The sequence below is a fragment of the Plantibacter sp. Leaf1 genome, from assembly GCF_001421315.1.
Classification (GTDB): Bacteria; Actinomycetota; Actinomycetes; order Actinomycetales; family Microbacteriaceae; genus Plantibacter.
Genome location: NZ_LMJX01000003.1, coordinates 512,110 through 524,258 on the forward strand (window position 1 = coordinate 512,110; position 12,149 = coordinate 524,258).

The 12,149-nt window shown below is 70.5% G+C and carries 12 protein-coding genes; all 12 read left to right on the forward strand.

What is annotated here, in order from left to right; all coding sequences use genetic code 11:
• Positions 1-175: 175 nt before the first annotated feature.
• The 12 genes from ASE44_RS16210 to ASE44_RS16265 all read left to right on the forward strand — a co-directional run bounded on the left by ASE44_RS16210 (position 176) and on the right by ASE44_RS16265 (position 12,073).
• On the forward strand, positions 176-850 hold the full coding sequence (locus tag ASE44_RS16210; protein WP_056781848.1) for a hypothetical protein: 675 nt from the start codon (positions 176-178) through the stop codon (positions 848-850).
• A 66-nt stretch (positions 851-916) separates the two neighbouring features.
• Positions 917-1,852, forward strand: a complete 936-nt coding sequence (truB, locus tag ASE44_RS16215) for a tRNA pseudouridine(55) synthase TruB (protein ID WP_056781850.1) — start codon at positions 917-919, stop codon at positions 1,850-1,852.
• Positions 1,849-2,217 carry a hypothetical protein gene (locus ASE44_RS16220; protein WP_056781851.1) on the forward strand — a complete coding sequence of 123 codons (369 nt, stop codon included), beginning with the start codon at positions 1,849-1,851 and terminating at the stop codon, positions 2,215-2,217. The genes truB and ASE44_RS16220 overlap by 4 nt, the downstream gene beginning before the upstream one ends.
• A 70-nt stretch (positions 2,218-2,287) precedes the next feature.
• Positions 2,288-2,707 (forward strand): hypothetical protein, encoded by a 420-nt coding sequence (locus ASE44_RS16225; RefSeq protein ID WP_056012302.1) that lies wholly within the window; start codon positions 2,288-2,290, stop codon positions 2,705-2,707.
• Positions 2,704-3,636 (forward strand): bifunctional riboflavin kinase/FAD synthetase, encoded by a 933-nt coding sequence (locus ASE44_RS16230; protein ID WP_056012299.1) that lies wholly within the window; start codon positions 2,704-2,706, stop codon positions 3,634-3,636. The genes ASE44_RS16225 and ASE44_RS16230 overlap by 4 nt, the downstream gene beginning before the upstream one ends.
• The gene (locus ASE44_RS16235) at positions 3,636-4,868 is read left to right on the forward strand and encodes an MFS transporter (RefSeq protein WP_056781853.1); all 1,233 of its coding nucleotides are present in this window, start codon (positions 3,636-3,638) and stop codon (positions 4,866-4,868) included. The genes ASE44_RS16230 and ASE44_RS16235 overlap by 1 nt, the downstream gene beginning before the upstream one ends.
• Before the next feature lie 127 nt (positions 4,869-4,995).
• Complete coding sequence (locus ASE44_RS16240) at positions 4,996-5,997, forward strand: sugar-binding transcriptional regulator (protein ID WP_082456159.1); 1,002 nt, start codon at positions 4,996-4,998, stop codon at positions 5,995-5,997.
• Positions 5,994-7,016, forward strand: a complete 1,023-nt coding sequence (gene deoC, locus ASE44_RS16245; protein WP_056012296.1) for a deoxyribose-phosphate aldolase — start codon at positions 5,994-5,996, stop codon at positions 7,014-7,016. The genes ASE44_RS16240 and deoC overlap by 4 nt, the downstream gene beginning before the upstream one ends.
• A gap of 6 nt (positions 7,017-7,022) precedes the next feature.
• Positions 7,023-8,519 (forward strand): aldehyde dehydrogenase family protein, encoded by a 1,497-nt coding sequence (locus ASE44_RS16250; RefSeq protein ID WP_056781854.1) that lies wholly within the window; start codon positions 7,023-7,025, stop codon positions 8,517-8,519.
• A complete protein-coding gene (locus ASE44_RS16255) occupies positions 8,516-9,376 on the forward strand; it encodes an aldehyde dehydrogenase (RefSeq protein WP_056781856.1) in 861 nt (286 codons plus the stop codon). The genes ASE44_RS16250 and ASE44_RS16255 overlap by 4 nt, the downstream gene beginning before the upstream one ends.
• A gap of 90 nt (positions 9,377-9,466) precedes the next feature.
• Positions 9,467-11,065, forward strand: a complete 1,599-nt coding sequence (locus ASE44_RS16260; protein WP_082456160.1) for an SDR family oxidoreductase — start codon at positions 9,467-9,469, stop codon at positions 11,063-11,065.
• A gap of 9 nt (positions 11,066-11,074) precedes the next feature.
• Complete coding sequence (locus ASE44_RS16265; RefSeq protein ID WP_056781857.1) at positions 11,075-12,073, forward strand: malate dehydrogenase; 999 nt, start codon at positions 11,075-11,077, stop codon at positions 12,071-12,073.
• The last annotated feature ends 76 nt before the right edge of the window (positions 12,074-12,149 follow it).

Genomic DNA, 12,149 nt, shown 5'->3' on the forward strand with positions numbered 1-12,149 from the left:
TGGGTCTGCTGCAGCATGAACTCCGACACGAGGGTGCCCCACGCCGGGAACCCGGGACGTCGCCACGGCAGGTCGCGCGCGTTGGCGCGGAACCAGTCCAAGACGAGGGGGGCGAGGTCGCAAGGGTCGGACGGCACCGCACCAGCCTACGATCCGCCCGGGTAGGCTCGGCGCCATGAAGCTCGTCACGACGCCACGGATCGAGCTGCTGCGGCAGCTGCGAGACCAGTTCCAACGGGACTACCCGCGCGGCCGCACCATGATCGCGGTCGACGGGATCGGAGGGTCCGGCACGGCCGCGTTCGCCGATGGTCTCGCCGAGGTGTTCGACGAGGGCGGGCGTGCCGTGTTCCGGGCGTCGATCGACGACTTCCACCGACCACGCGAGGAACGGTATGCGCGCGGCCGGGACTCGGCAGAGGGGTTCTGGAGCGACTCCTTCGACTACTCCCTCCTCCGACGGGTGCTGATCGAGCCGTTCCGCCTGGCGGGCAGCACCGGGTTCCAGCTGGTGGGATTCGACGAGGAACGCGACGTCGGCGCGCCACTCCGGTGGACGACCGGGCCGCAGGACGCGGTCCTGATCGTGGACGGCGTGTTCCTCAACCGCCCCGAGCTCCGCGGACTCTGGCACGCATCCGTGTGGGTCGACGTCCCGCTGGACGTGGCCTACGCGCGGCTGCACGACACGCTGGGTGTCGACGCCGACCCCGCGGCGCCGTCGAACGCGCGCTACGTCGGTGGGCAGGCGCTCTACCGGAAGGACGACGACCCGACCGCCCGGGCGACCGCGATCGTCGACAACACCGACGAGCGGCATCCTCGGCGGATCTTCGCCGACTTCTGCTGAGCGGCGCGCGGCCGCTCGGCTCCGCGCTCGGCCGTGGGCGCCGACGGCCGCTGGTAGCGTTGCAACGTGGTCGAGAACAACGCAGCAGCACCCGGATCCGCGGCTGCGCAGCCCGGTGTCCTCCTCATCGACAAACCGCAGGGGCACACCTCGCACGATGCGGTCGCGCGGGTCCGGCGCCTCGCGGGCACGCGCAAGGTGGGCCACGCCGGCACGCTCGACCCGATGGCCACCGGACTGCTCGTCCTCGGTATCCGGTCGTCGACGCGACTGTTGACCTTCATCGTCGGTCTCGACAAGGAGTACACGGCGACCATCCGGCTCGGCGAGGCCACCTCGACCGACGACGCCGAGGGTGAGGTCACCGAGCGCGCCGCCCGGGGAGCGGTGGCAGCCGTCGACGACGCGGCGATCATCGCGGCGATCCGTCCGCTGACGGGCGACATCGAGCAGGTTCCGAGCACGGTGAGCGCCATCAAGGTCGGTGGGAAGCGGGCGTACGCCCTGGCCCGTGAGGGGATCGAGGTCGAGCTGAAGTCGCGCGCGGTGACGGTGAGTGAATTCGACGTGTCGGACATCCGCCGAACGGACGCGGTCGTCGACGTCGACGTCCGGGTGGTCTGCTCGTCCGGCACCTACATCCGCGCGCTCGCCCGCGACCTCGGTGCGTCGCTCGGCGTCGGCGGGCATCTGACCGCCCTGCGTCGGACGAGGATCGGACCGTTCGACGTCCATGCGGCCTCGACCATCGACGAGCTCGACGTCGAGCGCGCGCTCCTGCGCCCCGCCGACGTCGCCCGGCAGCTGTTCGGCGCGCTCGAGCTGACGGAGCAGGAGTCCGTCGACCTCGGCCACGGGAAGCGTCTCGACCGCGAGCTGCCGGCCGGGCACTCCGGCCCGATCGCGGCCATCGCGCCCGACGGCCGGTTGGTGGGGCTCGTCGAACGGCGCGGTGGCTCCCTGAAGTCGGTCGTGAACTTCCCCGCCGAGGAGTCGGCATGATCGAGTGGTTCACCGTCGTCCAGATCGGGGTCGCCGTCGTGGCCGGGCTCCTCTGCATCGTGTTCGGGCTGATCGGTCGTCCGCCGAGCGACCTGACCATGGGGGCCACGGCCCTCGTCGAGCTGCTCCTCGTCGCGCAGCTCGTCGTCTCCATCGCCGCGCCGGCCTTCGGGAACACGGCCACCGGAAGCGTGCCCGAGTTCTTCACCTATCTCATCTCAGCCATGATCCTGCCGATCGCCGGGGGGTTCTGGGCACTCGTCGAGCGGGGTCGGTGGTCGACGGTCGTCCTCGGGGTCGTGTGTCTCGCCGTCGCCGTGATGCTGTACCGCATGGAGCAGATCTGGAGCGTGCAACTCGCCTGAGCGGTCCGTGCCGCCGTCGAGGCTCTGAAGGGCCGGGCCGCCGGTCCGGATCACATAGAATCGATGGGTCATGGCTCTCCCCACCACCGCTCCGTCCCGTCCACGCGTCCGTGGTGTCGGGGTCGTGCTCGTCGCCGTCTACGGGATCCTCGCGCTGGCCGCCACGGGTCGATCGGTGGTGCAGATCACGACCAAGTTCGACGAGGCACCGCTGGCCTACGTGCTCTCCGCCGTCGCGGCCGTGGTGTACATCCTGGCCACCGCGTCGCTCGTGGCACCAGGGGCGGCGTGGCGACGGATCGCCTGGGGGACGATCTCGTTCGAACTCGCCGGGGTGTTGATCGTCGGCTTGCTGAGCCTGTTCGATCCGGAACTCTTCCCCCACGACACCGTGTGGTCCGTCTTCGGTCGCGGGTACGTCTTCATCCCGCTCGTCCTCCCGGTCCTCGGACTGTGGTGGCTGGCCGGACATCGGCGCTCCACGAAATGATCACCTTCACCGAGCTCGACCAGGTCCCAGACGGCTTCGGGCCCTCAGCCGTCACCATCGGCAAGTTCGACGGCGTCCACAGCGGCCATCGCGCCGTCATCGCGGCCCTGCTCGACGCGGCCGCAGCCGACGGGCTCGACTCGGTCGCGGTCACCTTCGACCGCAACCCGTTGAGTCTCATCAACCCCGACCGCTGCCCGGCCTCACTCGTCAGCAACGAGCAGAAGCTCGGACTGTTGGCGTCCGCGGGCGTCGATGCCGCCCTGCTGCTCCGCTTCGACCAGACCCTCGCCCAGTTGACGCCCGAGGAGTTCGTCACGTCGATCCTCGTCGGCGCGCTGCACGCGAAGACGGTGCTGGTCGGCGAGGACTTCCGCTTCGGGCACCGGGGCCTCGGCACCGTCGCCACCCTAGAGTCCTTCGGTGAGGTCTACGGCTTCTCGGTGCACGTCGTCGACGACGTGCGTCCGGAGGGTGGCCGCCGCGTGTCGTCCACCTGGATCCGGGAACTGCTGGAGGAGGGCGACGTCCGTGAGGCTTCGCGGCTCCTCGGTCGTCCACCGGAGGTGCGCGGCATCGTGGTGCACGGCGCAAAGCGTGGCCGTGAACTCGGGTTCCCGACCGCCAACCTGTCTCCCGACTCCCAGGGGCTCATCCCCGCCGACGGGGTGTACGCCGGCTGGCTGCGGTGGCGCGGTCGGTACTACCCGGCCGCGATCTCCGTCGGGAACAACCCGACCTTCGATGGGGTGCCGCAGAAGCAGGTCGAGGCCTACGTGCTCGACGAGACGGACCTCGACCTGTACGACGACGAGGTCGAGGTGCAGTTCGTGGAGCGGATCCGCGGCATGGTCGCGTTCACCGGGATCGAGCCCCTGATCGTCCAGATGACCGACGACGTCGAGCGCGCACGCCGGATGCTGTCCTAGTGGGGCCGCGTCCCCTCTGGCGGGGAAGGGGCCTGGCGCTCGTCGGCATCGTGCTCGTCGCGGCGAACCTGCGGACGGCCGTCACGTCACTGTCCCCGATCTTCGCCGAGATCGACGGCGACATCGGTGTCGGCTCGGTCGGCCTGGGGCTGCTCGGCATGCTCCCGCCGCTGTGCTTCGCCCTGTTCGGCGTCTTCACGCCGCGCCTCGTGCGTCGGCTGCACCTGGAGCCCGTGCTGCTGATCGCGCTCGGGTCGATCGTGGTCGGGCACCTGGTGCGATCCCTCGCGCCACACTTCGCCGTCCTCGCGATCGGCAGTGCGCTCTGTTTCGCCGGCATCGGCATCGGCAACGTCGTGCTCCCGCCGCTCGTCAAGAAGTACTTCCCCGACCGGGTCGGCCTCGTGACCTCGCTCTACGCGACGGTCCTGTCGGTGAGCACCTTCCTGCCGCCGCTCGTCGCCGTGCCGGTGGCCGAGGCGGCGGGTTGGCACGTGTCGCTCGGCGTGTGGTCCATCGTCGCGATGCTGGCCGTGGTGCCCTGGATCGGGCTCATCGTCAGGGAGCGTCGGGACGCCCGCGCCGCGGCCGCGACCGACCCGGAGATCGAGGAGTCGCGCGGCCGGGTCCTCGTGCACCGGTCGCCGATCGCCTGGGCGATCGCTGCCGTGTTCGCCACCTCGTCGCTGAACGCCTACGCGATGTTCACCTGGTTGCCCACCATCGTCACCGACGTGGCGGGGGTCACGCCCGCGCAGGGCGGTCTCCTGCTCTCGCTCTTCTCGGCGATGGGGGTGCCGGCGAGTCTCATCGTCCCGATGCTCGTCGCCCGGCTGCGGAACGTGGCGGTCCTCGTGTACGTCGCGAGCGCTTGTTTCGTGCTCGGCTATCTCGGCTTGCTCCTCTGGCCGGCGACCCTGACCTGGTTGTGGGTCCTGCTCGCGGGGCTCGGCCCCCTGCTGTTCCCGCTCGCCCTGGTCCTCATCAACCTCCGGACCGCGAGTCACGACGGCGCGGTCGCCCTGAGCGGATTCGTCCAGAGCGTCGGCTACACCCTCGGTGCCCTGGGCCCGCTGGTCGTGAGCCTGCTCCATGCGGTGACCGGGTCGTGGACCGTGCCGCTCGTCCTGTTGCTGGCCACGGGTGCCCTCTGCGCCGTCGCGGGTCGGATCACGGGACGCCCCACGACGATCGAGGCCGACCTCGCCGCCCGGGGACATGGGCGAGCCTGAGCGCTCGCAGTCGCGGTACCCGATGCGCGGATGCGCGTCACGGCCTGCTCATCTGAGCAGAACGACCAACGGTCGTTGTCCGACCCGGTGAGCCGTCCTAGGCTGGGGGAGTCGGAGGAGGCCCGAGGTGATCGAACGCGATGAACTGCTCGCGGTGCGTGCCGCGGAGCTGTACTACGACGAGACGAAGACCCAGGACGAGATCGGCGCCCTGCTCGGGATCACCCGGTGGAAGGTCGGCCGGCTCCTCGCCCAGGCCCGAGAACTCGGCTACATCCGCATCGAGATCGTGCACCCGCGTGCGCGCCGTCTCCCGCTCGAGCGGGCGCTCCGCGAGCGGTTCGGACTCGTCGACGCGGTCGTCGTCCCGAGCCCGAGCGACAGTGCGGAGCTCCACGAGCGCGTGGCGCGCGCCGCGGCGGACTACCTCGGTGCCATGCGGCCCGTGCCGCGGACGCTCGGCGTGAGCTGGGGCAGGACCCTCCGAGACCTCGCCGACCATCTGCCGGACGGCTGGGCGACCGGCCTGTCCGTCGTGCAGATCAACGGCGGCGTGAGTCTCAACCAGCGTGTCGGCACCGCTGCGGCGACGGCGGCCAGGATCGCGGAGAAAGGTCGCGGCGACGTCACCCTGCTCCCCAGCCCGGCGATCTTCGAGCGTCTCGAGACCAAACTCAGCATCGAGTCCGACCGCACCGTCGCGGAGGTCCTTCGCACGGCGGCGGCCGCGGACACCTACCTCTACGGCGCCGGCGTCGCCGGTCCCGACTCAGCCCTCGTGCACAGCGGCTACCTCACAGCCGCCGATGTCGACGTCCTCGTCGCGCGTGGTGCCGTCGGCGACGTCGTCGGGCGGTACATCGACGCCGAGGGCATGATCGTCGACCCGACGCTCGACGAGCGCACGGTCGGTCTCGGGCTGGAGGCCCTGCGAGGGGCCGCGCGCAGCATCGCGGTCATCGCGGGCGCACCGAAGCACGCCGTCGCTCGGGCCGTCGTGAGCAGCGGACTCTGCACCGTGCTCGTCACGGACGAGGTGACCGCGACGGCGCTGCTCAGCGATCTCGAACCATCACCTGTTCAGCAGCACACCCCGGAGCACGAACTGCTCGGAAGGAACACACCATGACCACCCCACCAGGAGACCTCGTGGCGAAGCCCACGGCGCTCGAACTCGTCGACGGCCCCGTCACCGACGCCAGCCTCAGACGCTACCTCGACGGCCTGCCCGGCGTCGACGCCGTCGGGCTCGAACAGCGGGCGGCCGACCTCGGCAGCCGATCGATCAAGACGACCTCGAAGGCCTGGGCCCTCGACCGGATCATCGAACTCATCGACCTCACCACGCTCGAGGGTGCCGACACCCCCGGCAAGGTGCGCTCCCTCGTCGCGAAGGCCATCACGCCGGACGCCGGCGACCCGTCCACGCCTCGCGTGGCCGCCGTGTGCGTCTACGGCGACATGGTGCCCTACGCCGTCGAGGCGCTCGGGGCGGCGCACACGCAGCCCGGTGCAGGGCACGACGCGGCGGGCATCAACGTCGCGGCGGTCGCCACCGCGTTCCCGAGCGGCCGTGCCTCGCTCGCCGTGAAGCTCGCCGACACGGCCGACGCCGTCGACGCCGGGGCGGACGAGATCGACATGGTCATCGACCGCGGTGCCTTCCTCTCGGGTCGGTACGGTCAGGTCTTCGACGAGATCGTCGCCGTCAAGGAGGCCTGCCGTCGGAGCGACGGGACCTCGGCGCACCTCAAGGTCATCCTCGAGACGGGTGAGCTGAACACCTACGACAACGTGAAGCGCGCGTCATGGCTCGCGATCCTGGCCGGTGGCGACTTCATCAAGACCTCCACCGGGAAGGTGGCGCCGGCCGCCACCCTCCCGGTGACGTTGCTCATGCTCGAGGTCGTCCGCGACTGGCACCGCCTCACGGGTGAGCAGATCGGCGTGAAGCCCGCCGGAGGCATCCGCTCGTCGAAGGACGCCATCAAGTACCTCGTGACCGTCGCCGAGACGGTCGGTGAGGACTGGCTCCAGCCGCACCTCTTCCGCTTCGGCGCCTCGAGCCTCCTCAACGACGTGCTCCTGCAGCGGCAGAAACTCACCACCGGCCACTACTCCGGCCCCGACTACGTCACGATCGACTAGGACATCATGAGCTTCCTCGAATACGCACCAGCCCCGGAGTCGACCTCGGTCCTCCATCTCCGCTCCGAGTACGGCCTCTTCATCGACGGCGAGTTCACGGAGGGGACCGGCGGCTCCTTCCAGACGATCTCGCCGAGCACCGAGCAGCCGATCGCGACGATCTCCGCCGCGAGCGACGCCGACGTCGACCGCGCCGTCGTCGCGGCACGACGCGCCTACGACCGCGTGTGGTCGAAGCTGTCGGGCGCCGATCGCGGCAAGTACCTCTTCCGGATCGCACGGCTCATCCAGGAACGCGCCCGTGAACTGGCGGTGGCCGAGAGCCTCGACAACGGCAAGCCCATCAAGGAGTCCCGCGATGTGGACGTCCCGCTCGTCGCCGCCTGGTTCTTCTACTACGCGGGGTGGGCCGACAAGCTCGACTACGCCGGTCTCGGCGCGAACCCCCGCGCCCTGGGTGTGGCCGGCCAGGTCATCCCGTGGAACTTCCCCCTCCTCATGCTCGCCTGGAAGGTCGCCCCGGCGCTCGCCGCAGGGAACACCGTCGTCATCAAGCCGGCGGAGACCACGCCGCTGACCGCGCTCATCTTCGCCGAGATCCTCCAGCAGGCGGAACTCCCAGCGGGCGTCGTCAACATCGTCACCGGCGCCGGAGCGACGGGCGCGGCGATCGTCCGGCACCCGGACGTCAACAAGGTCGCGTTCACCGGGTCGACGGCCGTCGGCCGGGAGATCGCGAAGACCATCGCGGGTTCGGACAAGCGGCTGACGCTCGAGCTCGGTGGCAAGGCCGCGAACATCGTCTTCGACGACGCGCCCATCGACCAGGCGATCGAAGGCATCGTCAACGGCATCTTCTTCAACCAGGGGCACGTCTGCTGCGCGGGGTCGCGGCTCCTCGTCCAGGAGAGCATCCACGACGAGGTCGTCGACCGCTTGAAGCAGCGCCTGCAGACGCTGCGCGTCGGCGACCCGCTCGACAAGAACACCGACGTCGGTGCGATCAACTCGGCCGAGCAGCTGGCCCGCATCCGCGAGCTCTCCGACATCGGCGAACTCGAGGGTGCGGAGCGCTGGAGCCCGGCGTGCGAGCTGCCCGAGAACGGCTTCTGGTTCGCGCCGACGATCTTCACGAACGTGTCGACCAGCCACCGGATCGCGCGCGAGGAGATCTTCGGGCCGGTCCTGTCGGTCATGTCCTTCCGGACCCCCGCCGAGGCGATCGCCAAGGCGAACAACACCCCGTACGGACTGTCGGCGGGCATCTGGAGCGACAAGGGCAGTCGGATCCTCGCCGTGGCCGACAAGCTGCGCGCCGGGGTCATCTGGGCGAACACCTTCAACCGCTTCGACCCGGCCAGCCCCTTCGGCGGCTACCAGGAGTCCGGGTACGGCCGCGAAGGCGGACGACACGGTCTCGGCGCGTACCTCGCGCCCGCCGGATCGAGCGTCACCGCAGCCTCCGCATCGGCCACGAGCACCACGAAGGAGGAGCAGCGATGAGCCGGCTCACCGTCCCCAAGACCTACAAGCTCGCCATCGGCGGCAAGTTCCCCCGCAGTGAATCCGGAAGGACATACGAGGTGACCGACTCGACCGGCGGGTTCCTGGCGAACGCGTCATTGGCCTCGCGCAAGGACGCCCGCGACGCGGTCGTCGCCGCCCGCTCGGCGCTCGGCGGATGGTCCGGTGCGACCGCTTACAACCGCGGCCAGGTGCTCTACCGCATCGCCGAGCTGCTCGAAGGGCGTCGCGCCCAGTTCGTGGACGAGATCGTCCGCGCAGAGGGCGTGTCGCAGGCGTCCGCCGCGGCCCAGGTCGACGAGGCCATCGACCTCTGGGTCTGGTACGCGGGGTGGGCCGACAAGTACGTCCAGGTCGTCGGGGGAGCGAACCCCGTCTCGGGTCCGTACTTCAACCTCTCGGTGCCGGAACCGACGGGTGTCGTCGCGCTGATCGCGCCGCAGGAGTCGTCGCTCCTCGGGTTCGTGAGCGTCGTCGCCCCGGCGCTGGTCGCCGGCAACACGGTCGTCGTCATCGCGAGCGAGCGGTTCCCGCTGTCGTCGATCAGCCTGGCGGAGGTGCTCGCGACGAGCGACGTCCCCGGTGGCGTCGTCAACGTGCTCACGGGTTCGCCCGCGGAGATGGCCCCCTGGCTCGCCTCGCACGCCGACGTCAACGCGATCGACCTCGCGGGCGCAGGGGCACTCGACTGGATCGAGCTCGAGGTCCTCGCGGCGGAGACGCTGAAGCGCGTCGTCCGTCCGAGCGGTGCCACCGGGTCCGTCCCGGCGAGCCTCGATCGGATCACGGCCTTCACCGAGGTGAAGACCGTCTGGCACACGAAGGCCCTCCTGTAGTCCCGAGGAGCGCCCGCGTGGCTCTTGCACAGCGTCGCCCGGCTGTACAGCCGGGCGACGCTGTCGTCGCGGGGCCGTAACGTTGCGTCCATGACCGAATCATCGACTCCGAAGCGCGTGCTCGTCACGGGTGCCACCGGCTACATCGGCGGGCGGCTCGTCCCGCGCCTGTTGGAGGCCGGGTACGTCGTGCGCGTGCTCGTGCGCTCGCCGCAGAAGCTGACCGACGTGCCGTGGCGGGACGACGTGGAGGTCGTCGAGGGTGACCTCGGCGACGCGGCCGCGGTCAAGGCGGCCTGCGTGGACGTCGACGTCGTCTACTACCTCGTGCATTCGATGGGCGGGAAGGGCGACTTCGAGCAGACGGAATACGATGCCGCCGAGCATGTCGCGGCTGCGGCTGCGGCGGCCGGAGTCTCGCGCATCGTGTACCTGGGTGGCCTGCACCCGGAGGGTGTCGAGCTCTCGAAGCATCTGCGCTCCCGCACCGAGGTCGGGCGGATCCTCCTCGAATCCGGTGTGCCGACGCTCGTGCTGCAGGCCGGTGTGGTCATCGGTTCCGGATCGACCTCCTTCGAGATGATCCGGCATCTGACCGACATCCTCCCGTACATGCCGGCACCCCGCTGGGTCCGGAACTTCATCCAGCCGATCGCGGTCCGGGACGTCCTGCACTACCTGTTGGCGGGCGCCGAGGTCGACCGCGACGTGAACCGCGCGTTCGACATCGGCGGGCCGGACGTCCTGCGGTACGGCCAGATGATGAACGGGTACGCGGTGGAGGCAGGCCTCCCGCAGCGCCCCATCGCGCCGTTGCCGGTGCTCACGCCGTGGTTGGCCTCGCAGTGGGTCAACCTCGTGACGCCGATCCCGCGTCGTCTGGCGTCACCCATCATCGAATCCCTCCTGGTCGACTGCGTCATGGGGGACCACGACATCGACGCGGTGATCCCGCCGCCTGAGGGCGGGCTGACCGGCTATCGTCGGGCGGTCCGACTCGCGCTGCAGCGGATGAAGGACGGCGAGGTGGAGACCTCCTGGCGGAACGCGACGGTCGCCGGCGCGCCGAGCGACCCGTTGCCGAGCGACCCGGACTGGGCGGGGCACGTCGTCTACATCGACCTCAAGGAGCGCAAGACGTCCGCGGACGCGGATCGGCTCTTCTCGGTCATCGAGTCCATCGGTGGCGAGAACGGGTGGTACTCGTTCCCCCTGGCGTGGGCGGTCCGCGGCTGGATGGACAAGCTCGTCGGCGGCGTCGGGCTCCGTCGCGGCCGCGACGACCCGCAGCATCTGAGTGTGGGGGACGCCCTCGACTTCTGGCGCGTCGAGTACCTCGAACGCGGTCGGATGCTGCGCCTGCGGGCCGAGATGCGGGTGCCCGGTCTGGCGTGGTTGGAGATGAGCGCGACGCCGGTCGGCGACGGCTCGGTCTACCGGCAGCGTGCGGTCTTCTTCCCGAAGGGCCTCGGCGGCCGACTCTACTGGTTCGCGATCCTCCCGTTCCACGGGATCATCTTCAACGGGATGGCCAACCGGATCACCGAGGCGGCGGTCGCGCTGCCCTCGGAGCGTTCCGCCCAGCGGAAGAGCCGGGTCTCACCGGTCTCGCCGGAGGAGCACGACGCCGTCGACTCCGCCGAGGCAGAGCTGCAGGCGTCGAGGCCGGCACCGGAGGTCGCGGAGTAGCGTGGCGGTATGAGCGAACCCACCGTCGTCACCGTCACGGGAGCGGGCGGCCAGATCGGCTACTCCCTCCTCTTCCGCATCGCCTCAGGCCAACTGCTCGGGCCGGACCGCCCGGTCCTCCTGCGACTGCTGGAGATCCCGCAGGGTCTCGGCGCGGCCGAGGGCACGGCCCTGGAGTTGCAGGACGGCGCCTTCCCCCTGCTCGCCGGCGTCGAGGCGACGACGGACGCGGCACGTGCCTTCGACGGTGCGAACATCGCCCTGCTGGTCGGCGCGCGGCCGCGTGGCCCGGGGATGGAGCGTGGCGATCTCCTGGCGGCGAACGGCGGCATCTTCGCACCGCAGGGTGCCGCGATCGGCGCCGGCGCGGCCGATGACGTCCGGGTGCTGGTGGTCGGGAATCCGGCCAACACGAACGCCCTCATCGCGCAGGCCGCCGCGACCGGGGTGCCGCCGGAACGGTTCACCGCCCTGACGCGTCTCGACCACAACCGCGCCGTCGCGCAGTTGGCGGCCAAGACCGGCGCGCCGGTGACGGACGTCGACGGCGTCGTCATCTGGGGGAACCACTCGGCGACGCAGGTGCCCGACATCTCCCATGCGACGGTCGGCGGTCGCCCGGCGCTCGACCTCGTCGACGAGGCCTGGATCGCGGACGAGTTCATCCCCCGGGTGGCGAAGCGCGGTGCGGAGATCATCGCCGTCCGCGGCTCCTCCTCCGCCGCCTCGGCTGCGGCGGCCGCCATCGACCACGTGCACGACTGGGTCTGCGGCACGGCGACACCGGAGCGTCCGGATCGCTGGACGTCCGTCGCCCTGCCGTCGCAGGGCTGGTACGGCGTGCCGGAGGGCTTGGTCAGCTCGTTCCCGGCGCGATCCGTCGACGGTCGCTGGCAGGTCGTCGAGGGGCTCGACATCGCGCCCGTGTGGCAGCAGCGCATCGACGCCTCGGTGGCGGAACTCCAGGAGGAGCGGACCGCGGTGCGGGAGCTCGGCCTCCTCGGCTGACCCCGGCGAGCGGTCGGTCGAACGGTTGCAGGAGGTACCCCCTGGGGGTATAGTGGTGGCTCCGAGTCACTGAGGA

What these genes read in the sequence shown, in the direction of transcription:
- ASE44_RS16260 (WP_082456160.1), top strand. Translation starts at nt 9,467, where the DNA reads ATGACCGAATCATCGACTCCGAAGCGCGTGCTCGTCACGGGTGCCACC.
- ASE44_RS16265 (WP_056781857.1), top strand. Translation starts at nt 11,075, where the DNA reads ATGAGCGAACCCACCGTCGTCACCGTCACGGGAGCGGGCGGCCAGATC.
- deoC (WP_056012296.1), top strand. Translation starts at nt 5,994, where the DNA reads ATGACCACCCCACCAGGAGACCTCGTGGCGAAGCCCACGGCGCTCGAA.
- ASE44_RS16225 (WP_056012302.1), top strand. Translation starts at nt 2,288, where the DNA reads ATGGCTCTCCCCACCACCGCTCCGTCCCGTCCACGCGTCCGTGGTGTC.
- ASE44_RS16230 (WP_056012299.1), top strand. Translation starts at nt 2,704, where the DNA reads ATGATCACCTTCACCGAGCTCGACCAGGTCCCAGACGGCTTCGGGCCC.
- ASE44_RS16220 (WP_056781851.1), top strand. Translation starts at nt 1,849, where the DNA reads ATGATCGAGTGGTTCACCGTCGTCCAGATCGGGGTCGCCGTCGTGGCC.
- ASE44_RS16250 (WP_056781854.1), top strand. Translation starts at nt 7,023, where the DNA reads ATGAGCTTCCTCGAATACGCACCAGCCCCGGAGTCGACCTCGGTCCTC.
- ASE44_RS16210 (WP_056781848.1), top strand. Translation starts at nt 176, where the DNA reads ATGAAGCTCGTCACGACGCCACGGATCGAGCTGCTGCGGCAGCTGCGA.
- ASE44_RS16255 (WP_056781856.1), top strand. Translation starts at nt 8,516, where the DNA reads ATGAGCCGGCTCACCGTCCCCAAGACCTACAAGCTCGCCATCGGCGGC.